25 protein-coding genes and 1 pseudogene are annotated in these 25798 nt (G+C 61.1%); 11 read left to right on the top strand and 15 right to left on the bottom strand.

Translation table 11 applies throughout. The annotated features are described in order from the left end of the window. Positions 1-16: 16 nt before the first annotated feature. The 3 genes and pseudogenes from AC27VU_RS10910 to AC27VU_RS10900 all read right to left on the bottom strand — a co-directional run bounded on the left by AC27VU_RS10910 (position 17) and on the right by AC27VU_RS10900 (position 1706). Positions 17-364 carry a metalloregulator ArsR/SmtB family transcription factor gene (locus tag AC27VU_RS10910; RefSeq protein ID WP_488724042.1) on the bottom strand — a complete coding sequence of 116 codons (348 nt, stop codon included), beginning with the start codon at positions 362-364 and terminating at the stop codon, positions 17-19. Positions 365-561: 197 nt separating this feature from the next. Continuing rightward, positions 562-699 (bottom strand): annotated as a pseudogene (locus tag AC27VU_RS10905) (LysR family transcriptional regulator); the annotation flags it as partial. 122 nt (positions 700-821) lie between these two features. Next, positions 822-1706, bottom strand: coding sequence for a LysR family transcriptional regulator (locus AC27VU_RS10900; protein WP_488724041.1), 885 nt, complete (start codon positions 1704-1706; stop codon positions 822-824). 133 nt (positions 1707-1839) lie between these two features. On the opposite strand from AC27VU_RS10900, the gene AC27VU_RS10895 reads away from it, so the two are divergent. Then, the gene (locus AC27VU_RS10895; protein ID WP_488724040.1) at positions 1840-3507 is read left to right on the top strand and encodes a GMC family oxidoreductase; all 1668 of its coding nucleotides are present in this window, start codon (positions 1840-1842) and stop codon (positions 3505-3507) included. Positions 3508-3634: 127 nt separating this feature from the next. After that, positions 3635-5257: an MFS transporter gene (locus AC27VU_RS10890; RefSeq protein WP_003226027.1), complete on the top strand. Its 1623-nt coding sequence runs from the start codon at positions 3635-3637 to the stop codon at positions 5255-5257. Positions 5258-5414: 157 nt separating this feature from the next. On the opposite strand, the gene AC27VU_RS10885 is transcribed toward AC27VU_RS10890, so the two are convergent. The 3 genes from AC27VU_RS10885 to AC27VU_RS10875 form a co-directional block, all read right to left on the bottom strand. Next, positions 5415-5783: a DUF427 domain-containing protein gene (locus tag AC27VU_RS10885; RefSeq protein ID WP_262142602.1), complete on the bottom strand. Its 369-nt coding sequence runs from the start codon at positions 5781-5783 to the stop codon at positions 5415-5417. Between the two features lie 199 nt (positions 5784-5982). Next, positions 5983-7389 carry a serralysin family metalloprotease gene (locus tag AC27VU_RS10880; protein WP_488724039.1) on the bottom strand — a complete coding sequence of 469 codons (1407 nt, stop codon included), beginning with the start codon at positions 7387-7389 and terminating at the stop codon, positions 5983-5985. A gap of 70 nt (positions 7390-7459) precedes the next feature. Next, positions 7460-7630, bottom strand: coding sequence for a hypothetical protein (locus AC27VU_RS10875; protein WP_201137277.1), 171 nt, complete (start codon positions 7628-7630; stop codon positions 7460-7462). 38 nt (positions 7631-7668) lie between these two features. Here AC27VU_RS10875 and AC27VU_RS10870 point away from each other — a divergent pair, with 38 nt between their 5' ends. The 3 genes from AC27VU_RS10870 (at position 7669) to AC27VU_RS10860 (ending at position 11147) form a co-directional block, all read left to right on the top strand. After that, complete coding sequence (locus tag AC27VU_RS10870) at positions 7669-9600, top strand: DNA topoisomerase III (protein ID WP_488724038.1); 1932 nt, start codon at positions 7669-7671, stop codon at positions 9598-9600. 202 nt (positions 9601-9802) lie between these two features. Continuing rightward, positions 9803-10306 (top strand): GNAT family N-acetyltransferase, encoded by a 504-nt coding sequence (locus AC27VU_RS10865; RefSeq protein ID WP_488724037.1) that lies wholly within the window; start codon positions 9803-9805, stop codon positions 10304-10306. Between the two features lie 511 nt (positions 10307-10817). Then, positions 10818-11147 (top strand): hypothetical protein, encoded by a 330-nt coding sequence (locus AC27VU_RS10860; RefSeq protein WP_007966852.1) that lies wholly within the window; start codon positions 10818-10820, stop codon positions 11145-11147. Positions 11148-11336: 189 nt separating this feature from the next. On the opposite strand, the gene cynR is transcribed toward AC27VU_RS10860, so the two are convergent. Beyond that, positions 11337-12215 carry a transcriptional regulator CynR gene (gene cynR, locus AC27VU_RS10855; protein ID WP_488724036.1) on the bottom strand — a complete coding sequence of 293 codons (879 nt, stop codon included), beginning with the start codon at positions 12213-12215 and terminating at the stop codon, positions 11337-11339. 119 nt (positions 12216-12334) lie between these two features. On the opposite strand from cynR, the gene cynS reads away from it, so the two are divergent. The 3 genes from cynS (at position 12335) to AC27VU_RS10840 (ending at position 13791) form a co-directional block, all read left to right on the top strand. Beyond that, positions 12335-12802 (top strand): cyanase, encoded by a 468-nt coding sequence (cynS, locus tag AC27VU_RS10850; RefSeq protein WP_003226042.1) that lies wholly within the window; start codon positions 12335-12337, stop codon positions 12800-12802. Positions 12803-12882: 80 nt separating this feature from the next. Next, positions 12883-13119: a DUF2790 domain-containing protein gene (locus AC27VU_RS10845; protein WP_103521585.1), complete on the top strand. Its 237-nt coding sequence runs from the start codon at positions 12883-12885 to the stop codon at positions 13117-13119. A gap of 12 nt (positions 13120-13131) precedes the next feature. Beyond that, positions 13132-13791, top strand: coding sequence for a carbonic anhydrase (locus tag AC27VU_RS10840; protein WP_488724035.1), 660 nt, complete (start codon positions 13132-13134; stop codon positions 13789-13791). Positions 13792-13914: 123 nt separating this feature from the next. Here AC27VU_RS10840 and AC27VU_RS10835 read toward each other — a convergent pair whose 3' ends face one another. From AC27VU_RS10835 to AC27VU_RS10825, 3 genes are all read right to left on the bottom strand, one after another. Beyond that, on the bottom strand, positions 13915-15417 hold the full coding sequence (locus AC27VU_RS10835) for an aldehyde dehydrogenase family protein (protein WP_488724034.1): 1503 nt from the start codon (positions 15415-15417) through the stop codon (positions 13915-13917). 200 nt (positions 15418-15617) lie between these two features. Continuing rightward, a complete protein-coding gene (glsB, locus tag AC27VU_RS10830; protein ID WP_003226050.1) occupies positions 15618-16526 on the bottom strand; it encodes a glutaminase B in 909 nt (302 codons plus the stop codon). Between the two features lie 483 nt (positions 16527-17009). Then, positions 17010-18626 (bottom strand): L,D-transpeptidase family protein, encoded by a 1617-nt coding sequence (locus AC27VU_RS10825; protein WP_488724033.1) that lies wholly within the window; start codon positions 18624-18626, stop codon positions 17010-17012. Positions 18627-18776: 150 nt separating this feature from the next. Between AC27VU_RS10825 and AC27VU_RS10820 the strand changes: the two genes are divergently transcribed. Next, positions 18777-19490 (top strand): murein L,D-transpeptidase catalytic domain family protein, encoded by a 714-nt coding sequence (locus AC27VU_RS10820; RefSeq protein ID WP_488724032.1) that lies wholly within the window; start codon positions 18777-18779, stop codon positions 19488-19490. Here the strand turns inward: AC27VU_RS10820 and AC27VU_RS10815 are convergent. Beyond that, positions 19438-20826 (bottom strand): MFS transporter, encoded by a 1389-nt coding sequence (locus AC27VU_RS10815; RefSeq protein ID WP_488724031.1) that lies wholly within the window; start codon positions 20824-20826, stop codon positions 19438-19440. The two genes, AC27VU_RS10820 and AC27VU_RS10815, sit on opposite strands and share 53 nt — an antisense overlap. A gap of 101 nt (positions 20827-20927) precedes the next feature. Between AC27VU_RS10815 and AC27VU_RS10810 the strand changes: the two genes are divergently transcribed. After that, positions 20928-21815, top strand: a complete 888-nt coding sequence (locus AC27VU_RS10810; protein ID WP_488724030.1) for a LysR family transcriptional regulator — start codon at positions 20928-20930, stop codon at positions 21813-21815. On the opposite strand, the gene AC27VU_RS10805 is transcribed toward AC27VU_RS10810, so the two are convergent. After that, positions 21812-22432 carry a cell wall hydrolase gene (locus tag AC27VU_RS10805; protein WP_488724029.1) on the bottom strand — a complete coding sequence of 207 codons (621 nt, stop codon included), beginning with the start codon at positions 22430-22432 and terminating at the stop codon, positions 21812-21814. The two genes, AC27VU_RS10810 and AC27VU_RS10805, sit on opposite strands and share 4 nt — an antisense overlap. Positions 22433-22631: 199 nt before the next feature. Here AC27VU_RS10805 and AC27VU_RS10800 point away from each other — a divergent pair, with 199 nt between their 5' ends. After that, the gene (locus AC27VU_RS10800; protein ID WP_488724028.1) at positions 22632-23483 is read left to right on the top strand and encodes a CAP domain-containing protein; all 852 of its coding nucleotides are present in this window, start codon (positions 22632-22634) and stop codon (positions 23481-23483) included. A gap of 165 nt (positions 23484-23648) precedes the next feature. Here the strand turns inward: AC27VU_RS10800 and AC27VU_RS10795 are convergent, their stop codons facing one another. The 3 genes from AC27VU_RS10795 to cydB all read right to left on the bottom strand — a co-directional run bounded on the left by AC27VU_RS10795 (position 23649) and on the right by cydB (position 25795). Further along, on the bottom strand, positions 23649-24107 hold the full coding sequence (locus tag AC27VU_RS10795) for an REP-associated tyrosine transposase (RefSeq protein ID WP_488724027.1): 459 nt from the start codon (positions 24105-24107) through the stop codon (positions 23649-23651). Between the two features lie 529 nt (positions 24108-24636). Beyond that, on the bottom strand, positions 24637-24792 hold the full coding sequence (locus AC27VU_RS10790; protein WP_488724026.1) for a DUF2474 domain-containing protein: 156 nt from the start codon (positions 24790-24792) through the stop codon (positions 24637-24639). Further along, on the bottom strand, positions 24779-25795 hold the full coding sequence (cydB, locus tag AC27VU_RS10785) for a cytochrome d ubiquinol oxidase subunit II (RefSeq protein WP_226500156.1): 1017 nt from the start codon (positions 25793-25795) through the stop codon (positions 24779-24781). The genes AC27VU_RS10790 and cydB overlap by 14 nt, the downstream gene beginning before the upstream one ends. Positions 25796-25798 lie beyond the last annotated feature (3 nt).

The raw sequence follows: 25798 nt of genomic DNA, 5'->3' as shown, positions 1-25798 counted from the left end.
CGGGAATATTTGAAGTTCAGCAGCACGCGGTTTCGCGGGCAGGACGACCATCCATGTTGTGCAGGCGACAGGCATTGTCCTTGAGCCAATCGGTGTTGGCCGTGGCCGTGACCTTGAGGATCTGCCGAACCCAATCCGGCAGATCCGGGTTGAGCCGGTAATAGACCCACTGGCCCTGACGGCGATCAAGCAACAACCCATTGCTGCGCAGTTGCGCGAGGTGGCGGCTGATTTTCGGCTGGCTGTCGTCGAGGGCGTACATCAGCTCGCAGACACACAGCTCACCCTGCTCGGCAATCAGCAAGGTTGCGCGGACACGGGTTTCATCGGCCAGGCTTTTGAACAGTTCGGTGGGGGTGAGCATGGGGGTGGGCTCGTACATATGGAAAACCGAATATACGGATATCCATATATTATTCAACCCCGGATTTAAGCCACATCGCAGAACCCCTGTGGGAGCGGGCTTGCTCGCGAAGGCGTAGTGTCAGTCGATATCGATGTCACAGACATACCGCTTTCGCGAGCAACCCGCTCCCACAGGGGGGATTTGTGTGGGCTGGACTATCCGCGCAACAGCCCCTGCTCCGCTTCGCACAACCCCACCACATAATCCCAGACTACCCGCAGCCTCACCGATTTGTGCAGCTCGCGCCGGGTACTGATCCAGTAACTTCGCTCGATGCTGCCATCCGGCAACAACCGCAGCCCCCTGTGGGAGCGGGCTTGCTCGCGAAGGCGTAGTGTCAGTCGATACCTATGTCACAGACATACCGCTTTCGCGAGCAAGCCCGCTCCCACAGGGGGGATTTGTGTGGGCTGGACTATCCGCGCAGCAGGCCCTGCTCCGCTTCGCAAAGGCCGACGACATAATCCCAGACCACCCGCAGCCTTACCGACTTGTGCAACTCGCGTCGGGTGCTGATCCAGTAGCTGCGCTCGATGCTGTCATCCGGCAGCAACGGCACCAGATCCGGATCCGACGCCGCCATGTAGCAAGGCAACACCGCAATGCCCAATCCCGAGCGCGCCGCTTCCTGCTGGGCGATGACGCTGGTGCTATGGAACACCACGCGCGGGCTGCGGCAGAAGCTGTTGAGGAACATCAGTTCCTGACTGAACAGCAGATCATCGACATAACCGATCCACGCATGCCGCCCGAGGTCTTCGCGGCTGCGCAACGGCGGCGCGTTGTCGAGGTAGCGTTGGCTGGCGTAGAGCGCCAACCGATAGTCGGTGAGCTTGCGCGTGACCAGCATGTCTGCCGCCGGGCGCTCCAGATGAATGCTGATTTCCGCCTCGCGGTTGAGGATGCTGACGAAGCGCGGCACGGCGACCAGTTCCACCTCCAGCCCCGGATAGCGTTCGAACAGGCCGATCATGCGGCTGGCGAGAAACTTGATGCCCAGCCCCTCAGTGACGCCGACGCGGATCTTGCCCAGCGGCGCGGTGGACTGGGTGATTTCTTCCTGAGCCAGCAGCGCAACGTTTTCCATGGCTTCGGCGTGCTTGAGCAGCGCCTCGCCTGCCGGGGTCATTTCGTAGCCTTGGGCGTGCTGAACGAACAGCGCGGTGCCGAGGCTCTTTTCGATGGCCTCGATATGACGGGCCACGGTGGCGTGAGTGGTGTTCAGACGCCGGGCAGCGGTGAGCAGGCGGCCGCTGCGTTGCAACTCCAGAAAGAACCGCAGGTCGTTCCAGTCGAACATGGGGTGTCCTTGTCAGCTATCGTCAATCCAGGCTGTTTGAAAACGCACAGCGGCTGCGCAAAAACTAACATTCTTTTGACGAAAGCTAACAACTAGAGTGTCCGACAATAAAAACAAAAAGCGAGGTCAGGGAATGCAGACTTCCCTTGAAGAATACGACTACATCGTGGTCGGCGCCGGCCCTGCCGGGTGCTTGCTGGCCAATCGACTGTCGGCAGACAAGCAGCAGCGGGTGTTGCTGCTCGAAGCCGGCGGACGCGACAACTATGCGTGGATTCACATCCCCGTGGGTTACCTGTTCTGCATCGGCAACCCGCGCACTGACTGGTGCTTCAAGACCGAAGCGCAACCCGGCCTGCAAGGTCGCAGCCTGAGCTACCCACGCGGCAAAGTGCTCGGTGGCTGCTCCTCGATCAACGGCATGATCTACATGCGCGGCCAGGCCGGTGACTACGACGGCTGGGCGGCCGAAGGCAATTCGGGCTGGGCCTGGAACGACGTGCTGCCGCTGTTCAAACAAAGCGAAAATCACTTTGCCGGCGCCGCTGAATTTCACGGCGCCAAGGGTGAATGGCGGGTCGAGCAACAGCGCCTGTCGTGGCCGATTCTCGACGCGTTTCGCAGCGCCGCCGAGCAGAGCGGCATCGCCAGCATCGACGACTTCAATCAGGGCGATAACGAGGGTTGCGGCTACTTTCAGGTCAACCAGAAGGCCGGGGTGCGCTGGAACGCGGCCAAGGCCTTTCTCAAACCGATTCGCGAGCGGGCCAATCTGACGGTGCTGACCGGGGTTGAGGTTGATCGCGTGCTATTGGAAAACGGGCGGGCATCGAAGGTCAGCGCACGTCACGAAGGGCACACGAAAAGCTTCAAGGCACGCAAGGAGATCATCCTCTGCGCTGGCTCCGTCGGGTCACCGAGCATTCTGCAGCGCTCCGGAATCGGCCCGCGTCCGCTGCTCGAGCGCCTCGGCATTGGCGTGACTCATGAGCTGCCGGGGGTCGGCGGCAATCTGCAGGATCACCTGCAACTGCGCCTGATCTACAAACTGCAAAACGCCCGCACCCTGAATCAGATCGCCGGCAGCGTGTGGGGCAAGATGGGCATGGGCCTGCGTTATCTGTATGACCGCAGCGGGCCGCTGTCGATGGCGCCGAGTCAGTTGGGCGCGTTTGCCCGCTCAGGGCCAGAGCAGACTTCTGCCAACCTTGAATACCACGTGCAGCCGCTGTCGCTGGAGCGTTTTGGCGAGCCGCTGCACAGCTTTCCGGCGTTCACCGCGTCGGTGTGTGATTTGCGTCCGCAGAGCCGGGGTCGCATTGAAATCCGCTCGACGGATCCGCAGGAAGCACCGCTGATTCAACCCAATTACCTGAGTCATCCCGAAGATTTGCGCGTCGCCGCGGATGCGATCCGCCTGACCCGCCGCATCGTCAGCGCCCCGGCCCTGCAAGCGTTCAAACCGGTGGAATATCTGCCCGGCGACAGCCTGCAAAGCGAGGAGCAACTGCACGAAGCGGCGGCGCGCATCGGTACGACGATTTTCCATCCGGTCGGCACCTGTCGCATGGGCAATGACGCTGACGCGGTGGTCGATGCGCAATTGCGCGTGCATGGCGTGCCCGGCCTGCGCGTCGCCGACGCCTCGATCATGCCGCGTATCACCTCGGGCAACACCTGTTCGCCTACGCTGATGATTGCCGAGAAGGCGGCACAGCTGATCCTTTCAGGACCTGTTCACAGCCCCAGTGTGGGAGCGGGCTTGCTCGCGAAAGCGGAGTGTCATTCACCCATGATTTGACTGACACGGCCCCTTCGGGAGCAAGCCCCCTCCCACAGGAATCAACAGCAGATTCAAGACATCGCGCTTCACCCGGACACGCAACACCAGTGGAACAACAAAAACAATCACTGTGAGGGATTTCGATATGTCAGAACACGCTCAGCCGCTGGACGCCGCGAGCGGCGCCAGCACCAGCAATGCCACGCAGAAAGTCATCTTCGCCTCGTCCCTGGGGACGGTCTTCGAGTGGTATGACTTCTTCCTCTACGGCGCCCTCGCGGCGGTGATCAGCAAGCAGTTTTTCGCCGGAGTCAACGACACCACGGCGTTCATCTTCGCGCTGATGGCCTTCGCCGCAGGGTTTATCGTGCGGCCGTTCGGGGCGCTGGTGTTCGGTCGGTTGGGGGACATGATCGGACGCAAATACACCTTCCTCGCCACCATCATCCTGATGGGTATCGCCACATTCTGCGTCGGCCTGCTGCCGACCTACGCCAGCATCGGCATTGCCGCACCGATCATTCTGGTGGTGCTGCGCATGCTCCAGGGTCTGGCCCTGGGCGGTGAATACGGCGGTGCGGCGACCTATGTGGCGGAACACGCGCCAATCGGCAAACGCGGCTTCCACACCAGCTGGATTCAGTCCACTGCAACCCTCGGCCTGCTGCTGTCGCTGCTGGTGGTGCTCGGGTGCCGCTACTTCACTGGCGATCAGTTTGAAGTCTGGGGTTGGCGTATTCCGTTCCTGCTGTCGATCGTGCTGCTGGGCATTTCCACCTGGATCCGCCTGAGCCTCCACGAGTCGCCGGCGTATCTGAAAATGAAAGAGGAAGGCAAGGCATCGAAAGCACCGATCCGCGAATCCTTCGGTAAATGGGAAAACCTCAAAGTGGTGCTGATCGCCTTGTTCAGCATCAACGCCGGGCAAGCGGTGACCTTCTACGCCGCGCAGTTCTACGTGCTGTTCTTCCTCACCCAGTTTCTGAAAATGGACCCGGCGGTGGCCAACACCCTGCTGATCATCAGCGTGGTGATCGGCGCGCCGTTCTTCATCATTTTCGGCTGGCTGTCGGACAAGGTCGGACGCAAACCGGTGCTGATGCTCGGCCTGCTGCTGGCGACGGCGCTGTACTTTCCGATTTTCAAATCCCTGGCGCACTATGCCAACCCGGCAATCGATCAAGCCAGCCGTCAGGCACCGATCACCGTGCTGGCCGATCCGGCCACCTGCACCTTCCAGTTCGACCCGGTGGGCAAGGCCAAATTCGACAGCCCGTGCGACAAGGTCAAGACCTTCCTGGTCAAGCAAGGCCTGCCCTACTCCAGCGCCGCCGCCCCGGCCGGCAGTGGCGTGCAGGTCAGCGTCGGTGACGTGAAGATCGACGGCTACGACGAATCCGCCCTGCGTGGCGCGGTGACCCTCGCCGGCTACCCGCAACAGGCCGACCTGCAACAGATCAACAAACCGATGATCGTGGCGCTGATCGTCGCGCTGATCATCATCTCGGCCATGTGCTACGGCCCGCTCGCGGCGCTGATGGTCGAACTGTTCCCGACCCGCATCCGCTACACCTCGATGTCCCTGCCGTATCACATCGGCAATGGCTGGTTTGGTGGATTCCTGCCCACCGTGTCATTCGCGCTGGTGGTGTACACCGGGGATATTTTCTATGGGCTGTGGTACCCGGTGCTGATTACCGGGGTGAGCCTGGTGGTGGGGATGATCTGTTTGCGTGAGACCAAGAATATCGATCTGGACAAGAACTGATTCTGAACCTGCACACATGATCCTTTGGTGAAAAAAACCTGTGGCGAGGGGATTTATCCCCGATGGGGTGCGTAGCGCCCCCCGTGAAAAATGGGACTACTACTTAGTCCATCGGGGATAAATCCCCTCGCCACAATTAAATCTCTTCATCCAGGAACTAAGCGTCAGCCTTGATCACTTCAAACTTCACCTGATCCGGATAAAACGCCACATAGTTCTTGATCTGCTCCACCGAGATTTTCGGTTTCTCGTACGTCCACACCGCGTTCGCCCCCTCATGCCCCGGCACCTGCAGGCTGAAGTAATTGGCATCGCCCTTGTACGGGCAATAACTGGTGTGGTCAGTGCGGGCGAAGTATTTCTCGTCGATGTCCTCGCGGGGCACGTAGTACACCGCCGGGTAGTTGGCCTCATGGAGAACCAGCACATGAGAGGACGCCGCGACCTGGATGCCGTGGAATTTCACCAGCAGGCAACCGGAGAGTTCTTCGAGGGTGATGACGGGGTTGAGGCCGGTGGTGCTCATGGGGGTTTCTCCAGGGACAAATGAACTGTGGCGAGGGAGCTTGCTCCCGCTGGGCTGCGTAGCAGACCCAAATCCGGAAATCGCGCTGCATCAGGTATAACGCGATTTCAGGTTTTGCGACGGCTTCGCCGCCGAGCGGGAGCCAGCTCCCTCGCCACAGGACAACACTTGCCCTGCATCGGTGTCAGTCAGGATCAGCTCAAACCACGATATCAGTCGCCAGCGCCTGCCCCACCACACCAACGGCAAAGTCGATCTGCCCCTGCCCGGTCAGATCAACCAGCAGCGTGGTCTGACCGCCCTGCGCGTAGTAAGTCAGGATCGCATCGCCCGCATGGCCGGTGAAAGCATTGACGAAGTTCAACGTGGCCGCGCCCGTGGCGAAACCGGCGATACCCGAGATGTCGATCTTGTCCACGCCGCTTTTGAAATCCATGATCCAGTCCGGCTGGTTGTTGGTCGAGTCACTGGCCGCACCGAACACGAAAGTGTCCGCACCCTCGCCGCCCCACAACACATCGGCGCCGCCACCGCCGTAAAGGATGTCGTTGCCGGCTCCGCCGAACAGATGGTTTACGGCCGAGTTGCCGATCAGCAGGTCATTGCCCGAACCGCCAACCGCATTTTCCACGGTCACGCCATAGGCAATCGATACGTTGCCGACCAGCCCGCCAACGTCGGAGAACGAACCTTCATTGAGGTTGATCTTCTGGTTCTGGGTGAAGCCGGAGAAGTTCAGCGTATCGTTACCGCCACCGTCCCACACTGAGAACACAACTTTCGACGCCGCCGACGTAGCGCTGTAGAAATCGCGGCCGGCGTTGGAGCCGAAACCGTAGGTGGTGTCATCGGCGCGGGTTGCGTAGTTGGCACCGTAGAGTTTCTGCACCGCCACGATATCGTCCAGCAACGGCGCGGAGGCGTAGGCGCCGCTGCCGTCCTTGCTGAAGTTCTGGTCGGTATTGGCTTCGCTCCAGTAGCTCATCAGGCTGTAGCCACGGGTGTCTTCGGCGTACTTTGCGTCGTTGTAGGTCGGGTTGCCATTGCCAGCGTTGTAGGCGCCCGGGTGCGACAGGCCGAGGGTGTGGCCGATTTCGTGAGTCAGGGTCTGACGCCCGTAGTTGTTGGTGTCCGGGGTCTTGTTGACCTGATACTGGTTGTTGATCAGGTACCACGACTGGCCATCGTAGCTGCCGCCGCTCGGCAGGTAGGCGAACGCCGCGCCGCCGGTGCTGACATCGTAGTTGCCGAAGGTCATGTGGCCGTCGCCGCCCGTGCCTTCAGTGAATGTCACCTTGGCCACATCGGCCCACGATTGCATCGCCAGTATGGCTTGAGCCTTTTGCTGCGCGCTGAACTGGCTGAAATTGCCGAGGTTCGGGTTGTAGTTCGCCGGTTTCTCGGTGAGGAAGGTGTAGGTCAGGGAGATTTTGCCGTCGCCGTTCTTGTCGTGCCACGACAGGTTTTTGCGCAGGATTTCGTCGGCTGCCTGGTCGGCGGTAAAAGACGGTTTGCCGTTCACCAGGCCGACGCCACGGTCGTACAGGTGGCTGAAGGCATTCACTTCGTCATAGGCGCTGCTGGTTTTCGCTTTGGCTTGGGCCATGGTGGGACTTCCTTGTTTCAGAGTGGTCAGTGCGTTCGGACCGTGGCGATCTTCTGGCGAGATCGTCCTGTCACTCGCGTTTCTTAAAGGCCCGACGAACCTGCCATGCCCGGCAAGCGCGGTGCCATTCGATTTCTCGATAGTCGCCCGCGCCGTCCCGGTAATACCGGTCATTCCCGGCAACGTTTTTATCTGTATATCCATACAGATAAAAGTTGCCCCAGGCGCGAACTCCGGCCATTCTGTGCACCTCCAGTGAACTGATTGACGACGGTGGTTATGCGGCTGTACCTCTGTGAAAAACCTTCCCAGGCCAAAGACATTGCGGCCGTGCTCGGTGCAAAGCGCCGGGGCGACGGCTGCTGGCTGGGAACGGACGTCACGGTGACCTGGTGCATCGGCCACCTGCTGGAAACTGCCCCGCCGGATGCCTACGACGCGCGCTACAAGCGCTGGGTGCTGGCGGATCTGCCGATCATTCCGGACAAGTGGAAAATGACCGTAAAGCCGCGCACCGCCAGCCAGTACAAGGCGGTCAAGCGCCTGTTGGACGAGGCCAGCGAACTGATCATCGCCACCGACGCCGACCGTGAGGGCGAGATGATTGCCCGGGAACTGGTCGAGCACTGCCGCTATCGCGGGCCGATCCGTCGCCTGTGGCTGTCGGCGCTGGATGAAGCGTCGATCCGCAAGGCCCTGGCCGCACTGAAGCCGGGGGCGGAAACCTTCAGCCTGTATCACTCGGCGCTGGGGCGCTCCCGCGCGGACTGGCTGATTGGTATGAACATGAGTCGCCTGTTCACGTTATTGGGCCGGCAGTCCGGCTATCAGGGCGTGCTGCCCGTCGGCCGGGTGCAGACGCCGACACTGCGGCTGGTGGTGGATCGCGACCGCAGCATCGCCGATTTCGTGCCGGTGCCGTATTGGGCGATCGATGTGCAACTGCTGCACGACGGCACGCCGTTCACTGCACAATGGCGTGCGCCCTCCGACGTTTGCGACGATCAGGATCGCTGCCTGAATCAGGCGTTGGCGCAGCAAGCGGCGACTGCGATCAGCAATGCGGCCAGCGCACGGGTGGTGAAATTGCGCACCGAGCGCATGCGTGAAGTGGCACCGCTGCCCTTCGATCTGGGCACCCTGCAGGAAGTCTGCTCGAAGAAACTCGGTCTCGGCGCCCAGGAAACCCTCGACATCGCCCAGGCGCTGTACGAAACCTACAAGGTCATCACCTACCCGCGCAGTGATTGCGGCTTCCTGCCGCTGAGCCAGCACAGCGAGGCGCCGGGGATACTCGCTGCACTGCGTCAGGCCGACTCAAGCCTCGATGCGCTGAACGGTCACCTCGACCCGCAACGCCGCTCACGGGCGTGGAACGACGCCAAGGTCAGCGCCCACCACGGCATCATCCCCACAGCGGCGGCGAAAAATCTCGAGCGTTTGAGCGGTAAGCACCGGGCGGTCTACACGCTGATTCGCGCGCGCTATCTGGCGCAATTTCTGCCCAACCACGAATACGATCGCACCCAGGCCGATTTCGATTGCGCCGGTGAAGCATTGCGCGCCGTCGGCAAGCAGATTATCGAACCGGGCTGGAAACGCGCCTTGCCCGAAGCCCTCGCCCCGGCCAAGGGCCGTGAAGCGCCAGCCCCGCAAACCCTGCCGGCGCTGAGCCAGGGTATCGATTGCGCCGTGGCCGGCGTGAACCTCAAGGATCTCTGGACTCAGCCGCCCAAACCCTACACCGAGGGCGATCTGATCAAGGCGATGAAGAACGTCGCCAAACTGGTGGAAGATCCGCTGCTCAAACAGAAACTCAAGGACACCACCGGCATCGGTACCGAAGCCACTCGAGCCTCGATCATTCAGGGCCTGCTGGACCGCGGTTATCTGCTGAAAAACGGCAAGGCGCTGGCCGCGACGCCTGCAGCCTTCAGCCTGATCGACGCCGTGCCACGGGCAATTGCCGACCCCGGCACTACCGCCATCTGGGAACAGGCGCTGGACATGGTGCAGAGCGGCGAGATGAGTCTGGAAGAGTTCGTCACCAAACAGGCGGCGTGGATGAGCAAGCAGGTCAGCCGCTGTTCGGCGCTGAGCCTGACCATCAGCGGCCCGCCACCTGCCGGCAAGGCTGCGGCGCCGTGGAAGAAGAAACGCAAATCGACGCGCAGCAAAACCGCCAGTGCAACCAAGCGTACCGCCAAATAACTCAAACCTGCTGAGCTCCTGTGGCGAGGGAGCTTGCTCCCGCTCGGCTGCGCAGCAGTCGCAAAACCTGCAACTATGGTCTATCTGAAACATCGCGATTGCAGGCTTTAGGGCCGCTTCGCAACCCAGCGGGAGCAAGCTCCCTCGCCACAGGGTGTTGAGTCGACAATACTGAAGTCGCAATCTTCAGGAATTCCCCCCAATGCCCACCATCGAACTGCTAGCCGCCCACCGCGACGAACTGCAAACCATCGAAAACCTCATGCAGTTCTACATGTACGACTTCAGCCAATGGCTACCACTTAAGCTCGGCGAACATGGCTTCTTCAGCATTCAGCAGAAGGACGATTACTGGCGCAATCCAGCTACCCAACCGTTCCTGATCTGCGTCGACGGTGAGTTGGCCGGTTTCGTGACCGTGGATGATGAAACCCACATCGACGGCGCCGAACATAACATCGGCTACTTTTTCCTCACCCGACGCTTTCGTGGCCAAGGCGTCGCGCAGTTTGTCGTCTCTGCCCTCTTGAGCCGTCTGCCAGGTCGATGGCAGATTTTTCATATCGACGCCAACCTGCCTGCACAGCGCTTCTGGGCCGGGCTGATCCCGCAATTGAGCGGTGGCGAGTTCACCCGCCAGCAGCGCTCGGTAGACGGTTACCCCTGCACCTTCTACGTCCTGAACGTCCCCGCTTCAGTTGCCTGAACGAAACTTTTCTCATTCCAAAACAGCTTTGTCCGACAATATGTAGTGAACAAAAATAATCACTACAAAACCGTTGACGGCACCGTTTTGCTTTTGCATGATGAAGACGTTCCCCGATCGGGAACATCAGTAACACGCTTGAGCAAACTCGTCTGACCGCCGAGTTGTTTTTTCCGGATACACGCTGCCCACAAGGCAGATTGAAGAAGCTGACCTGGCCTGAACGTCCAGTACAAGGACGAGAAGCGCTGGCGAAAATTCTCAAGACGCTTGTGGCCGACCCTGAAAACGTCGTCAAGGAGCCTCCCGGTTTTCGCTGCTTCTCCTCGTTGTGACGCTATTGCGTAGCAGTTATTCAACACGACTACATGCAACAGACGCATGACCCCGTACTTCTCACGGGCGACCGCTGACGTCCTGGTTTCGGTGCCAGGGATCAACTAACCGATGGGCTACCTGTATTAGCGAATCAACTTTGAAAGATCACCAGACTGGTCAAGGGGCAAACATCATGAATCTGAACAATCAACCTACTATCGAAGAACTGGCTCGTATGTTCGCTGCGCAAAAAGACAGCCACGACAGCCACATTCTCTGGATCAGCAAGTCGGGTCAGGTGCATATCGACTGCCTGTCGCCCCACGCTGGTGAAGAAGAATTCGATCGCAGCAACCAGAACCTGCTGGCCCGCCTGAAGATGTACCGCCGCGGCCACGGTTATGTCGGCAAAAAAGCTGCGGCCGACAAGGACTTCATCGGCAATGTGCTGCAGACGCTGAAACAGGCGTGGGATTCGATGCAGAACAAGAATGAAGTTCGGGTGATTGACCGGTTCTACTGAGTTAAAACTTCAATAAATAAAAAGGGCCTGCTTCCAAAAGAAGCAGGCCCTTTTTACATCTGCGAGTCACCATATAACCCTGTGGGAGCGGGCTTGCTCGCGAATGGGCCGTGTCAGTCACCATCATCTCAACTGAGACACCGCTTTCGCGAGCAAGCCCGCTCCCACAGGGGGGGACTGTATCGTTGGTTAGATTTTCGTTTCCAGTACCAGATTCATAAACGCCACTGCCGCCGCACTGTGGTAATTATTGCGCCGCCGCAACAACGCCGCCCCGCGCTGCGGCGCTTCGTTCTCGACCCGCAGCCGACGCAACGCACGGTCTTCGGTGGCAATCGCCTCCGGCAACATCGTCGCCATTGGCGAATGGCGCACTACCTCGAGCAATGTGCTCACCGAGTTCACCTCGATCCGCACCTTCGGCGTAATCCCCTGCTGACGAAAATACTCATCAATCGATAACCGGGTAATGAAGTCTGATGCCAGCAAGGCGAAATCCAGCTGCGCAAGGTCACTCGCCGTCAGCACCGATGTGCTCTGGTACAACGGATGCTCGCGGCCGATCATGATCCCCAGGGTTTCGGTAAACGCCGGAATGCACTCGATGTCCGGGTGGCGCACCGGGGTAAAGGCAATCGCGATGTCCAGCGAGTCATCCGCCAGCCCAGCCTCGATGTCGTCCATCGACAGTTCGAAAATCTGCAAATGAATACCCGGATAGCGCGCCGCGAAATCGCGCACCAACGGCCCGACCAGATAGGCCATGAAGGTCGGGGTCATGGCCAGACGCAAGCTGCCACGGGACAGATCCTTCACGTCATGCAACGCCCGCTTGCCCGCCTCCAGTTCCACCAGCACCCGCCGCGCGCATTCGATGTAGGCCTCACCGGCATCGGTGGGCTTGACCGTGCGCGAGGTGCGATCAAACAGGTTCACCCCGAGGCTTTCTTCCAGTTGGCGGATCTGTTGCGACAAGGTCGGCTGCGACACATGCAACGCCTCCGCCGCCCGGGTGAAGCCGCCGTGGTCGGCCACGGCCAGCAGATAACGCAAATGTCGCAACAACATGGGATCACCATCTATAGGCAGGGCTTATGCATTGTATTGTATATCGGTCTTGGACGCTATGGATCAATCGGCAGAAGATTGCTCCCACACAGCAAGCCAACCCTGAAAGGAGTGACACCATGCAACAGTCCCACGCCTACAACGACGCCAGCCTGGCCCTGACCACCCGCATTCTCGACATCAAGGCACGCAAAGGCCTGTCGTGGCAGGATCTGGCCGACGACACCGGCCTGAGCCTGGCCTACGTCACCGCTGCCCTGCTCGGCCAGCACCCACTGCCACAAACCGCCGCGCAAGTGGTTGGTGACAAACTTGAACTGGACGCCGACGCCGTTGCCGCCCTGCAGATCATCCCGCTGCGTGGCAGCCTCAGCGGCGTGCCGACCGACCCGACCATCTACCGCTTCCACGAGATGATCCAGATCTACGGCACCACCCTCAAAGCCCTGGTCCACGAGCAGTTCGGCGACGGCATCATCAGCGCCATCAACTTCAAGCTCGACATCAAGAAAGTCGAAGACCCGGAAGGCGGCTCTCGCGCCGTGGTCACCCTCGACGGCAAGTTCCTGCCCCTGCGTCCGTTCTGATCCGCCTGGCCCGCCCCGAGGGGCGGCCCCCCCCAACACTTTCATTGCAACCGTTCCCCAATACGTCTGGAGGCTGCCCCATGCAAAAAATTCTGCTGGCCCTTGCCCTGCTTGCCGGCCTGTCCACTCAGGTTCATGCCGATGAAGATGCCGTGGCCTACCACTACGGCATGCACCTGGACATCGCCGAAGTCGTGAGCATTACCCCGGTTGCCGACGTCTGTGGCGTGGTGCCGGTGGAGATGACGTATCTGGACAGCAATGGCGACAAACACATTCTTCAATACAGCGAATTCGGCAACGGTTGCTCGAACTAAGAGGACTACACCATGAAAAGCCTGATCGACGGTTTCCTGAAGTTCCAGAACGAAGCCTTCCCGCAACGCACCGAACTGTTCAAACACCTGGCGACCACCCAGCAACCCGGAACCTTGTTCATCACCTGTTCCGACAGCCGCGTGGTGCCGGAACTGCTGACCCAGCAAGAACCCGGCGAGCTGTTCGTGATCCGTAACGCAGGCAATATCGTGCCGTCCTACAGCCCGCATCCGGGCGGGGTTTCGGCAACGGTGGAATACGCGGTGGCGGTGCTTGGGGTGACTGACATCGTGATCTGCGGCCACTCCGATTGCGGCGCGATGACCGCGATTGCCCAGTGCAAATGCATGGATCATCTGCCCGCCGTCAGCGGCTGGCTGCAACATGCCGAGTCGGCGAAAGTGGTGAACGAGGCGCGGCCGCACGCCAATGACGCGGCGAAATTGAGTTCGATGGTGCGGGAAAATGTGATCGCGCAACTGGCGAATATTCAGACCCACCCGAGCGTGCGCCTGGCCCAGGAGAAAGGCCTGCTGAATCTGCATGGCTGGGTGTATGACATCGAGACCGGCTCGATCGATGCGCTGGCGGCTGACCGCCGTACGTTTGTGCCGCTGGCCGAGCAGCCAGCGACTTGTGCCATTCAGGCAAACACCAGCGCAGCTGCCTGATACTCATACTGTGTAGGAGCTGCCGAAGGCTGCGATCTTTTGATTTTGCTTTTAAGAACAAGATCAAAAGATCGCAGCCTTCGGCAGCTCCTACAGAGACAGGTGGCTACTTCAGGATCAGCGTCAGCGTTTTACGGTGAGGTCGATCTGAGTCATACGACTCCGCACCGTAAACACCCCATCCCCCGAAAGAATCGCACTGCGCGCAAACAAGCGCCCGCTCTCCCAGTTCGAAAGACCCAGTTCCGGCTTGTTCAACGCGTACTGCCCATCGACCCAGCGGGTAATCCCATTGCCCACAAACGGAGCGTTCACCGCGTTGTAAAAGCGTTCCTGGGCGCCAGCATCCTCACTGATCAGCGACACCGTGAACTGCGGGCTGTAGCGGTTGAACAACGTGATCGCCTGATCCAGATCGTCGACGATCATCAGGCTGACTTCCGGGGTTTCTTCCCATTCCCACTCGCGGCCCAGCTCTGATTCCGCCAGCGCTTCGGCCAGGGCTTCGGTCTGATAACCCTCGGCGCGATAGACCTCGACCGTCGCGTTCTGCCACTCGGCCGGCAGGTAACTTTCGCTGCCTGTGACGATGTGCAATTTGCAGCCCTGCCCGCGTGCATTGCCGGCCTGCTTCAGCGCATCGAGAAACAGCGGCACCAGTTCGGCAGCACGCTCGCGGTGAATCAGGCAGACGTTCAGGGTGTTGCAGACTTTGCGATCCAGCGAATTGCGTACCACGGCGGCAAAACGTGTGGCATCGGCATCACGATCAGCAACCAACCATGCGCCGCCGGTGCCATGCAGGCTGACCGCCGTGCCCGCCTGCTGGGCGATGCTGCCCAACTGGCTGACCGCACGCCCCGAACCCCGGGCCACCGCCAGCGACAGACGTCGGTCGGCGAACATCGCCCACCCGGCCGCGTGATTGACACTTTCCACCAGCGACACCGCACCCGCCGGCAAACCAGCATCGGCCAGCGCCGGGTTCAGCGCGTGAGTGACGATCGCTTGCGCGGTGCCCAACGCGTCGCTGCCAATGCGCAGCACTGCGGTGTTGCCAGTGCGCAGTACGCCGGCGGCATCGGCGAACACATTCGGTCGTCCTTCGAACACGAAGGCGACGATGCCCAGCGGCGACACCACTTGCTCGACCTTCCAGCCGTCGTGTTCCACGCAGCTGATGACTTTGCCGCGCGTGGCCGGCGCATCACGCCAGGCGCGCAGACCGGCGATCATGTCGCGGCGCATGCGTTCGTCGGCAAGCAGTCGGGTGGTCGAGCGACCACGGGCCTTGGCTCGCTCGATGTCGGCCAGGTTCGCGGCTTCGATCAAGGTCCAGCATTCCGGGGTTTCCAGGCGTTGCGCGAACAGGTCGAAGAAGCGACTGATGGCTTCGTCGGACACTGCCGACAATGCAGTGAATGCCGCTTCAGCACGCTCGATCGCCACTGCAGCCGCTTGTTGATCGACCACCGGAATCAGCAACAGCTCGCCACTCACCTGCTCGACCAGCAGGTGGTCACCGGGCTGAAACCGCGCCGCCAGTTCGGGGCTGACCACGGTCACGCGGTTACCAGCGAAAGGGATCGGCGTGCCAGCGACTAGACGTTCGAGCGCAAGAGACATGAAGCGGATTCACCATAAGAGGGGCGGCCGGAAAATGTAGCGGATTCTGCGCTGAAACACACCTTCTACAAACACCACCGAACCTGTGGGAGCGGGCTTGCTCGCGAAGGCGTCGGCACCATCAACATGGATATTGAATGTGCTGGCCTCTTCGCGAGCAAGCCCGCTCCCACAGGTTTCGTGGTGTTTGGAAGATCAGGTCAGAACACCGACCAGCCAATCCGCGAACTGAGCATCTCCAGCGCCGCCATCCCCGCCAGCGAGTTGCCGGCGGCGTTGAGTTCCGGCGACCACACGCACACCGTGAACTGCCCGGGCACCACCGCGACGATCCCGCCGCCGACCCCGCTCTTGCCCGGCAGACCGACGCGGTAGGCGAAGTTGCCGGCCTCGTCGTACAGGCCGCTGGTGGCCATGATCGAGTTGACCTGCTGGGTCTGGCGCCGGGTCAGGATCTGTTCGCCGCTGTGCTTGCAGAAACCGTCGTTGGCGAGGAAGCAGAACGCCCGGGCCAGATCGATGCAGTTCATGCGCAACGCGCAGTGGCTGAAGTAGCTGCGCAGCACCGCTTCGACATCGTTGTGGAAGTTGCCGAACGATTGCATCAGGTACGCCATGGCCGCATTGCGGGCGCGATGCTGGTATTCGGATTCGGCGACCTTGCCGTCGACGATCACCTGCGGATTGCCCGACAGGCGCCGCACGAAGTCACGCATCGACAAGGCCGGCGCGGCGAATCGCGACTGATTGATGTCGCAGATCACCAGCGCCCCGGCATTGATGAACGGATTGCGCGGACGCCCGCGTTCGAACTCCAGTTGCACCAGCGAGTTGAACGGCTGGCCGGACGGCTCGTGCCCCAGGCGCTCCCAGATCGCCTCGCCGGAATGCTCGATTGCCTGCACCAGGCTGAACACCTTGGAAATACTCTGTACCGAGAACGGCGTCTCGGCGTCGCCGGCGCAATACATTTCGCCGTCGTTGCCATACACCGCAATGCCCAACTGATTGGCCGGCACGGTGCCGAGGGCGGGAATGTAGTCAGCCACTTTGCCCTGCCCGATCAGGGGCCGGACAGCGTCAAGAATCTCGTTCAACAGCGCTTGCATGCCGGGTTCCGAAGTCTCGCCCCATGGGATTGCGGGGACACTGGGGCTAGACGCTGCGGACCGGTGCCGAATCACACTGACCGACACACTGAAAATCCAAATGTGGGCGTGGGCTTGCTCACGAAGGAGCCCGTTCATTCAGCATTGATGGCGGCTGACTTGACGCCTTCGCGAGCAAGCCCGCTCCCACCGGGGATTGTCGGTGGGTCAGGGATTGTCGGCTGGCCGCGATCAAGGGTGGGAGTGGGCTTGCTCACGAAGGAGCCCGTTCATTCAGCATTGATGGCGGTTGACTTGACGCCTTCGCGAGCAAGCCCGCTCCCACCGGGGATTGTCGGTGGGTCAGGGATTGTCGGCTGGCCGCGATCAAGGGTGGGAGTGGGCTTGCTCACGAAGGGGTCGGTACATTCAGCATTGATGTCGGCTGACTTGACGCTATCGCGAGCAGGCTCACTCCTACAGGGTTGTGTGGATGACAGGGGATCAGTGTGCCCGATCCAGCCCCGCCAACAGCGCTTCATCACGGCTGTAGATATCCGGCGCATAACGTACCTGCCCATCCTTGCCGACCTGTGCCGTCCAGTAAGTCATCAGGATCGGTACCGGTGCCGACAGGCGGAATTCGTGGGTGCTGCCGGTGGCGAGCAAGGTGTCGGTGCGCGTGCGTTCCGCCGGGGTCAGCAACAAGTCACGCAGTTGCATCGGGTGCTCGACCCGCACACAGCCCGAGCTGAAGGCGCGCGGACCTTTGTCGAACAGGGCCTTGCTCGGCGTGTCGTGCAGGTACACCGCGAACGGGTTGGGGAAGCGGATCACCAGTTGCCCCAGCGGATTTCGCGGCCCGGCGTCCTGGCGCAGCATGATGTTGCCGGGATTGTCCCAGTCGATATCCGCTGCGGCCAACGGCTGACCATGGGCGTCGAGCACTTGCAGGTTCTGGCGGCTGAGAAAGGTCTGATCCTTGCGGATCGCCGGCAGCTTGTCTTCCTTCCAGATGGTCGGCGGCACGGTCCAGGTCGGGTTCAGGGTCAGACGCGTGACCCGGGATTTGAGCAGCGGGGTCTGCCGTTCGGCACGCCCGACCTGGGTGCGGGTCTGCCAGACCGGCACTCCCCCCTCATACAGCGTCAGCTCGGCGGCAGCGACGTTGACCAGCAAACCGTTGGGCTCCATGTCCTGGGCCAGCCAGCGAAAGCGTTCGAGGTTGACCCGCAATTGTTCACGGCGCGTCAGCGGAGTGATGTTGAGTTCGGCAATCGTCCCGGGCCCGACCACGCCGTCAGCCTGCAGCGAATGGTTGGCCTGGAAGCTCTTCACCGCCTCTACCAGCACACCGTCATAGGCGTTGCCGGGCGTACCGATGGCGTGGGTCAGATAGCCTTCGCTGTACAACCGTCGGGCCAGTTCCGGAACGCGCTTGTCTTCCATCGCCGGACGCAATAACGGGCCGTTGCCCACCGACTGCCAGTGCGGCAAGGCTTGCAGCCGTTGACTGGCGTAGAGATGGCGCAGGCTTTGGTATTGCGCCAGATGCGGACGGGCCAGATCGAAAGCGGCCTTGATGTCATGCAGGCCGGGTACGGCGATCGCGAGTAATTCGGCCTGCCGATCACGCGGGGCCTCATCGGCATGCCACAGCGGCTCGAAATGTGACTGCAGCAGACGACCGTAATGCAGGTCCTGCAGTGCTTGCAGGTAAGAACGACTGATGTCGATATCGGCACACAATTCGCCATCCTGCGGCGGGTTGGCCGCTACCGGATAGCGCTTTGGATCGAGCCCATCATCGGCCAACAGCTGCAACTGCGCGCGCAAGACCGGCAAACGCCCTGTCTCGCTGGCCCACACCGGCAGCCAGTCCTGCTGCTGGTAGAACGCCTGCAGTTGCGACAGCGCCGCGCCGTTCAGATGCGCGGCAATCGCCGGGCACGCCTGCGGCAAACCGATCAGCACCGCTTGCAGCGGACTCTGCGGCTCAACCGGCATTGGCGCCGGTGGCGTCGGCAGGGTCTGCAACGGCGGCAGCGGCTCCTCGGCACAAGCGACAAACGGCGCAGCGAGCAAACAAATGCTCAAGTAGCATGCGTACTTTTTGAACAACTGCTTTACTCCAATCCGTGGCCGCCTCAATGACGGTCAACCTTACATCAGGTGCGCTGAACAGTCAGGTCCGAATCAGGGATCTGTGGGTATGACTGGGAGTCAGGAGCCAAAGTGCCAAATTAAGTAGCAAGTGAGGACACTTTATAAATGTTGACGTTTTTGCGCCGACTTCTGCTGACCACTGCGACTCTCGTCGTCGTGAGCAGCCCAGCTTTCGCCGCCGGCAAACCATCGCCGGTTCTCTTGACCAGCCTCGCGCACGCCGCGCCGGAACTCAATCCCCAGGCGCTGAAAGGTGCCTTGAACGCTATGCAATGTGCGATCAACAACGGCGCGAGACCTTCCCGCCACCTGGCGATCATCGACTATTCGCAGCCCTCCACCGCCCGCCGGCTGTGGATCTTCGATTTGAGCAGACAGAAGCTGGTGCTGCGTGACCTGGTCGCCCACGGGTCCAATTCCGGGGAAAACTTCGCTACCCAATTCTCCAACCGCGAAGGCAGTTACCAGTCCAGCCTCGGCCTGTTCCGCACGCAGGAAAGCTACAAGGGCACCCACGGTTATTCGCTGCGTATGGACGGTCTGGAGCCGGGTTTCAATGACATGGCCCGCGACCGCGCCATCGTGATCCACGCCGCCGACTACGTGAACCCGTTATGGAGTAAACGTCAGGGCCGTATCGGTCGCAGTCAGGGTTGCCCGGCGGTACGCCCGCAAGTGGCAAGGCAGGTGATCGACAAACTCAAGGACGGCCAGTTCATGTTCTCCTGGTACCCGGACCAGCACTGGCTGAAGTCCTCGCCGTACCTCAACTGCCAGCCACAGCAGGTGGCGAGTATCTTGAGTACCCACGCCAGTTGACGATAAGGGCCATGATCATCAGCGCGGCTGCAACACCAAACGTGCTGTGCAAGCCGCGGCCGATCACCTCGGCCGGGGCTTGCGTCGGGTCTCCCGTGGCCAGCGCAAACACCGCCCCCATGACTGCCGCGCCGGTGATCAAGCCCAGATTGCGCGAAAGCCCGAGCAAGGCTGAGACCACGCCGCGCTGATCCTGACTGACCGTCGCCATCAACCCGGTATTGTTCGCTGCCTGGAACAACGCGTAACTGCTGGCGATCAGCGCCATCGGCAGCAGATACGCCGGCAGACCGAAACTCATCGGCAACAGCGCCAACAAACTGCAACCGCCAACCATCCCGAGCAACGCCCCCGGCACCACCCGCCGCGCGCCGAAGCGATCCACCAGACGCCCGGCCGGCACCCCGCCGCACGCCGCCAGCAGCGGCCCGACGGACAACGCCAGACCGACCACGGTGCTGCCCAGTCCCAGTCCACGGCTCAGGTAAAACGGCCCGACCACCAGCGTGGTCATCATCACCGTCGTCACCAGCAACGTCAGCGCGAGGCTGCTGCCCAGTCGCGAGTCGGCGAACAACGACAGACGAATCAGCGGCGCCTTGGCTTTCATTTCGACCGCGATAAACAGGCCTGCGCCGCACAGGCTGAGCAGCAGCAATATCAGGGTGAAACCCTCCAGTGTCATCGCCAGCGCGTAGACCGCCAGGGTCAAAACCAACACCGCAGTGCCGAGATAATCAAACGCCACCCTCGACCGCGTCGGCCGATCCGCCGGCAGATAGCGATAAACCAGCCACGCATTGAGCAAGCCCAACGGCACGTTGAGGACAAAGATCGACGGCCAGCCGACATGCGCGATCAGCAGTCCACCCAGCGACGGCCCGAGGCTGGTGCCGGTGGCCGACATGGTGGCGAGCAAACCCATCGCACTGCCCGCCCTTGTCTTGGGTACCGCATCCGCCACCAGCGCCACGGTCAAGGCAAACATGATCGCCGCGCCAAGGCCCTGCACCGCCCGTGCGCCAATCAACCAGCCCAACCCCGGCGCCAGCGCACAGCACAGCGAAGCACTGGTAAAAATGCCGATGCCAATCAGCAACAGGCGTCGCCGCCCGAACACATCGCCCAGGCGCCCGACACTGACGATCAATGTGGTGACCGCCAGCAGGTACGCCAGCACGATCCACTGCACCTGTTGAAACGTCGCATCGAACGCTGCCGCCAGAGTCGGTAATCCGGCGTTGGCGATGCTGGTGTCCAGCGACGGCATCAACATCGACAGCGCCAGACTGGTCAGCGCCCAGCGGGTTTGAGTGTTCAAGGGAGTTCGGGGCATCGGGCGCTCCAGCTGATGGTCAGACGGCATAGCCTGAGTCTCGACAAGGCAAGGCGCAAGACGCATGCTTTGCACTTGATACCTGCATGGAACGCCATGTCATGAGTGCACCGGATCTGAACCTGTTGATCACCCTCGACGTGTTGTTGCGCGAAGGCAGCGTCGCGCGTGCCGCGCAAATTCTGCGGTTGAGCCCGTCAGCGATGAGCCGCGCCCTGGCCCGATTGCGCGAGACCACCGGCGATCCGTTGCTGGTGCGCGCCGGCCGAGGCCTCGTGCCGACCCCACGGGCGCTGGAGTTGCGCGAACGGGTCAGCGCTCTGGTGCAGGAAGCAGAGGCGGTGTTGCGCCCTGCCGAAGTGCTCGACCCCGGCCAGTTGCAGCGCACCTTCACCTTGCGCAACACCGACGGTTTTGTCGAAACCTTTGCCGCCGCGCTGCTCGCGCGCATTGCTGAAGAGGCCCCCGGCGTGCGCCTGCGCTTTGTGCAGAAAGCCGACAAGGACAGCACACCGCTGCGCGAAGGCCGGGTCGATCTGGAGACCGGTGTGGTCGACGACAGCACTGACCCGGCGCTGCACAGCCGCATCCTGTTTGAGGATCAGTGGATCGGTGTGGTGCGCGAAGGCCATCCATTGAGTTCGGGCAAGATCAGCAGCAAACGCTTTGCCGGCGGCCAGCACATTCTCATCTCACGACGCGGGCGCAGCAGCGGCCCGGTCGACGAGGCGCTGCTCGCCGCAGGGCTGACGCGGGACATCGTCACTTCATTCGGCGGTTTTTCGGCGGCGCTGACACTGGTCCGCGAATCGGACCTGATCGCCACCGTCCCGGAGCGTCACACCAGCAAGCTGCGCATGGGCCTGCACAGTTTTGCCCTGCCCTTCAGGATGCCGCCGATCAGCGTTTCGATGCTCTGGCACCCGCGCATGGACGCCGACCCCGCGCACCGCTGGCTGCGCAATTGTGTACGGGAAGTCTGCGTCTAGCGCGCATCACCACCGGCCGGTTTATAGAAGAGGAATTTGCCGACTTCGGCGGTCTTTTTGTATTCCTTGGCCCAGCCGGGATGCACGTTGCGATCATGAAAGTACAGCGCACCATGGGTGCGATCCGGCAGTTGGCGGTTGAGCGCCTTGCCGGCGATATCCTTGGCCAGGGTGTATTCAGCGTCTTCCTTGACCTGATCCGCCTTGCCATCGCACCACCAGGAAAACTGGCAGCTCTTGGTTTCCGAACCTTGTTTGACCACTTCGCACACGGTGCCTGGAAAGCCATCGTGCCCCAGGCGATTCATCACCACATTGGCCACCGCCTCCATTTCCGGGGTGGCGCGACCCTTGGCTTCCCAGTAGATACTGCGTGCCAGGCAGGTGATCGGATCGTCCAGCGGCGCGGTGCCGGCGGGGTCCACGGCTTGTACTTCAGTGGGGGTGATCGCTTCGGATTTGGGTGCCGGTGCGGCGCTGACTTTATCGGCGGCTTTTTCTTCCAGCACCTGGGCTTTCTCTTCGGCCTTGGCCTTGATCGGGGTCTGATCGGTGGCGTTCACAACGCCGGCCATAAGGGTTAATGCGAAACAGCCAGCCAACCATTTCAATCCCATGTCAGTTCTTCCGGCAGCGCCCGTTCCGGGCGGGGTATTTCGTGGGGGAGACGCCCGGTTCCCGGGGCCTTCGGAGAGTGTAGACGGCAAATACCGCAGTAACGTTCCGCAGAAAAATCCGCGCGGTAAAGAAAAAGACATTGCATTCCCCCGGGCCATTTCGCGCATCATGAGCGCACTCAGCTCAAGGGAGATTTCCATGCGCTTCATGCCATCCGTCTTGCGTTTTGCCACGCTGTCCGTGGGTCTGGTCGTGGCCGCCTCGGCCATGGCTGCCGACGAGTCGCAACTGATCGAGTCGATCAACAACTATCGCAGTCAGCCGCAGCGCTGCGGCAGCCAGGCGTCCAACGAGTTGCCACCGCTGTCGGCCGACCCACGGCTGAGACTGCCGGCCAGCGGTGCGGTCGATCTGCAACAGGCCATGGCCAGCGCCAGTTACCCGATGGTCAATGTGCAGGCGATTACGCTCAACGGCCCACGGGATGCGGCATCGGCGATGAAGGCGATTGAGGAAAGTTTCTGTCAGGTGGTGCTGGACCCGCAGTTCGTCGATGTCGGGGTCAGCCGCGCCGATCGCGACTGGCGAATCGTGCTGGCGCGACCGTTGCTCTCGGCGAAGCTCGGTGATGCGCAGGCTGAAGGCCAGAAGTTACTCGAGCAGGTCAACGTGGCCCGCGCCCAGCCACGCCAATGCGGCGGGCAAGCCTTTGCTGCTGCCGGGCCATTGGCCTGGAACGCGAGCCTGGGCACGATCTCACAGGATCACAGCCGCGACATGGCCAACAACAACTACTTCGACCACAAGGACCGCGACGGCCGCACCCCGGGCGACCGCGCCGAACTGGCCGGCTACGGCGGGCAACTGGTCGGCGAGAACATCGCCGCCGGCCAAGACACCGTGCGCAAGGTCGTCGACGGCTGGCTCGCCAGCCCCGGCCACTGCGCCAACCTGATGAACCCGCAATACAAAGAACTCGGCGCCGCCTACGCGACCGATCCAAAGAGCAGCGCCGGGATTTACTGGACGGCGATGTTTGGTGCGCAATAGCCCCCTTCAGAAAACACCAAAGATCCAATGTGGGAGTGGGCTTGCTCACGAAGAGGCCAGCACATTCAGCATCAATGTCGACTGACCTGACGCCTTCGCGAGCAAGCCCGCTCCCACAGGGATCGCATTTATTCTGAAGTAATGCGGTGTATGCACATCCTGAGTTCAAACCCAGATCGCATCCCATAACGGATAGTCACCGAATTTTTTTACCAGTCCGGCCCGCAGTGGATTAGCCACTACATAGCGGGCCAGTTTCACCAGGTCCTCCTCTCGACGTAATGCATGATCATGAAAACCGTGTTGCCAAAGGCTCCCGGTTCTACCGACCGCTGTGTTCACTGAACGAGTACTCAGGGATTTGACCTGGCACATCAATTGTCCAAGTGTTCCCTTTTGCAACTGGATCAGCCAATGAAAATGATCCGGCATGACAACCCATGCCAATGTCTCGGCAAACCCCTCCTCCTGCGCCTGCCTGAACTGATGCACAACCAACCGGCCGAGCCTGTAATCCGTGAACACCCGCTCACGCCCCAAGGTATTGGCGGTTAGTAGGTAGATCTGATTTTCTTCGCAATGACGGCCGGTTCGCAGGCGATGTGATGAGTAACGCTTGGGCATTCCTTTGCCTTGTCCATGGTTGAATTCAGAAAAAGGCTAGATCAGCCATCACAGTGCGCCGAACATGTTTGTTGGCAGGATGTGTCTGCGCACCGGATCAACTGTGGGAGTGGGCTTGCTCACGAAGGGGCCGGCACATTCAGCATCAATGTCGACTGACCTGACGCCTTCGCGAGCGAGCCCGCTCCCACTGGGGATCGTCGGTGATGAAGGGTTTGCGGCTGGCCGCTATCAAGTGTGGGAGTGGGCTTGCTCACGAAGAGGCCGGCACATTCAGCATCAATGTCGACTGACCTGACGCCTTCGCGAGCAAGCCCGCTCCCACTGGGGATCGTCGGTGAATGAAGGATTTGCGGCTGGCCGCGATCAAGGGTGGGAGTGGGCTTGCTCACGAAGAGGCCAGCACATTCAGCATCAATATCGACTGACCTGACGCCTTCGCGAGCAAGCCCGCTCCCACTGGGGGCATCAGTGATGTTCAGAATTGCGGGCACAAAAAAACCGGAGCCATGGCTCCGGTTTTTCAGGGTCAGTGGGTTCTCATTCCCGCTGCATACATTGCCAGTTTCAGCAGACTCGCCACCACGGCGAGTGACACTACGCTGCCCAGCCAAATCAGCAACAACCAGCCCAGGCGCTTGTACCAGCGGCTGGATCTGACCTCATGCGAATCAATGGTAGCCATCGCCAATCCTCACTTTGCCGCGGAATACGTAGTAGCTCCAGAAGGTGTACATCAGGATCACCGGCAGGATGAACAGTGCGCCGATCAGGGCGAACAACTGGCTCGATGGCGGTGACGCCGCAGCCCACAAACTCACCGACGGCGGGATGATGTTCGGCCAGATGCTCAGCGCCAGGCCGATGTAGCCGAGCAGCATCAGCACCAGAGTGAACACGAACGGCCAGTGGGTGTGACGCTGACGCAAGGTGCGCAGCAGCCCGAATAATGCCAGCAGCGCCAACCCCACCAACCCGGCGAACACCATCAAGTGCCCATGACTGGACCAGCGCGTAGCCAGTTCCGGGTGCAACTGCAGGGTCCAGACGCCAATCACCACGACCATCGCCAGCAGCAACCACGCCAATGGCCGGGTGAACAGACGCATCCGCGACTCGAGCATGCCTTCGGTCTTGACCAACAACCAGGTGCTGCCCAGCAGCGCATAAGCCACCACCAGACCGACGCCGCACACCAGCGGGAACGGCGCCAGCCAGTCCAGACCGCCACCGGCAAACTGCCGATCCACCACGGGAATGCCCGACACGTACGCGCCGATCACCACCCCCTGGGAGAACGTCGCCAATAGCGAACCACCGATGAACGCCTTGTCCCACCAGTGACGCTTTTGCGGCGACGACTTGAAGCGAAACTCGAACGCCACACCACGGAAAATCAGCCCGCAGAGCATCAGGATCAGTGGCAAGTACAACGCCTCCAGAATCACTCCGTAGGCCAGCGGAAACGCGCCATACAGCGCCGCGCCACCAAGCACCAGCCAGGTTTCGTTGCCGTCCCACACCGGGGCGACGGTGTTCATCATCACGTCGCGCTCCTGCTCATCCGGGATCAGCGGGAACAGGATCCCCAAGCCCAGATCGAAGCCGTCCATGATCACGTACATCATCACCCCGAAGGCGATGATCACACCCCAGATCAACGAGAGATCGATACCTTGAATTCCCATGAC

This window comes from Pseudomonas sp. 14P5.3.2, from assembly GCF_057799175.1.
Note: the sequence above shows the minus strand (reverse complement) of the source record. Positions and strands in the feature narration are given on the sequence as shown.

Bases quoted from the DNA above. Each gene is read 5' to 3' on its own strand.
- AC27VU_RS10870 (WP_488724038.1), top strand. From the start codon at position 7,669: ATGCGGCTGTACCTCTGTGAAAAACCTTCCCAGGCCAAAGACATTGCG.
- AC27VU_RS10910 (WP_488724042.1), bottom strand. From the start codon at position 364: ATGCTCACCCCCACCGAACTGTTCAAAAGCCTGGCCGATGAAACCCGT.
- AC27VU_RS10860 (WP_007966852.1), top strand. From the start codon at position 10,818: ATGAATCTGAACAATCAACCTACTATCGAAGAACTGGCTCGTATGTTC.
- AC27VU_RS10835 (WP_488724034.1), bottom strand. From the start codon at position 15,417: ATGTCTCTTGCGCTCGAACGTCTAGTCGCTGGCACGCCGATCCCTTTC.
- AC27VU_RS10800 (WP_488724028.1), top strand. From the start codon at position 22,632: ATGCGCTTCATGCCATCCGTCTTGCGTTTTGCCACGCTGTCCGTGGGT.
- cynS (WP_003226042.1), top strand. From the start codon at position 12,335: ATGCAACAGTCCCACGCCTACAACGACGCCAGCCTGGCCCTGACCACC.
- AC27VU_RS10810 (WP_488724030.1), top strand. From the start codon at position 20,928: ATGAGTGCACCGGATCTGAACCTGTTGATCACCCTCGACGTGTTGTTG.
- AC27VU_RS10865 (WP_488724037.1), top strand. From the start codon at position 9,803: ATGCCCACCATCGAACTGCTAGCCGCCCACCGCGACGAACTGCAAACC.
- AC27VU_RS10900 (WP_488724041.1), bottom strand. From the start codon at position 1,706: ATGTTCGACTGGAACGACCTGCGGTTCTTTCTGGAGTTGCAACGCAGC.
- AC27VU_RS10840 (WP_488724035.1), top strand. From the start codon at position 13,132: ATGAAAAGCCTGATCGACGGTTTCCTGAAGTTCCAGAACGAAGCCTTC.
- AC27VU_RS10895 (WP_488724040.1), top strand. From the start codon at position 1,840: ATGCAGACTTCCCTTGAAGAATACGACTACATCGTGGTCGGCGCCGGC.
- AC27VU_RS10880 (WP_488724039.1), bottom strand. From the start codon at position 7,389: ATGGCCCAAGCCAAAGCGAAAACCAGCAGCGCCTATGACGAAGTGAAT.
- AC27VU_RS10875 (WP_201137277.1), bottom strand. From the start codon at position 7,630: ATGGCCGGAGTTCGCGCCTGGGGCAACTTTTATCTGTATGGATATACA.
- glsB (WP_003226050.1), bottom strand. From the start codon at position 16,526: ATGCAAGCGCTGTTGAACGAGATTCTTGACGCTGTCCGGCCCCTGATC.
- AC27VU_RS10845 (WP_103521585.1), top strand. From the start codon at position 12,883: ATGCAAAAAATTCTGCTGGCCCTTGCCCTGCTTGCCGGCCTGTCCACT.
- AC27VU_RS10815 (WP_488724031.1), bottom strand. From the start codon at position 20,826: ATGCCCCGAACTCCCTTGAACACTCAAACCCGCTGGGCGCTGACCAGT.
- AC27VU_RS10820 (WP_488724032.1), top strand. From the start codon at position 18,777: ATGTTGACGTTTTTGCGCCGACTTCTGCTGACCACTGCGACTCTCGTC.
- AC27VU_RS10885 (WP_262142602.1), bottom strand. From the start codon at position 5,783: ATGAGCACCACCGGCCTCAACCCCGTCATCACCCTCGAAGAACTCTCC.
- cynR (WP_488724036.1), bottom strand. From the start codon at position 12,215: ATGTTGTTGCGACATTTGCGTTATCTGCTGGCCGTGGCCGACCACGGC.
- cydB (WP_226500156.1), bottom strand. From the start codon at position 25,795: ATGGGAATTCAAGGTATCGATCTCTCGTTGATCTGGGGTGTGATCATC.
- AC27VU_RS10890 (WP_003226027.1), top strand. From the start codon at position 3,635: ATGTCAGAACACGCTCAGCCGCTGGACGCCGCGAGCGGCGCCAGCACC.
- AC27VU_RS10795 (WP_488724027.1), bottom strand. From the start codon at position 24,107: ATGCCCAAGCGTTACTCATCACATCGCCTGCGAACCGGCCGTCATTGC.
- AC27VU_RS10805 (WP_488724029.1), bottom strand. From the start codon at position 22,432: ATGGGATTGAAATGGTTGGCTGGCTGTTTCGCATTAACCCTTATGGCC.
- AC27VU_RS10790 (WP_488724026.1), bottom strand. From the start codon at position 24,792: ATGGCTACCATTGATTCGCATGAGGTCAGATCCAGCCGCTGGTACAAG.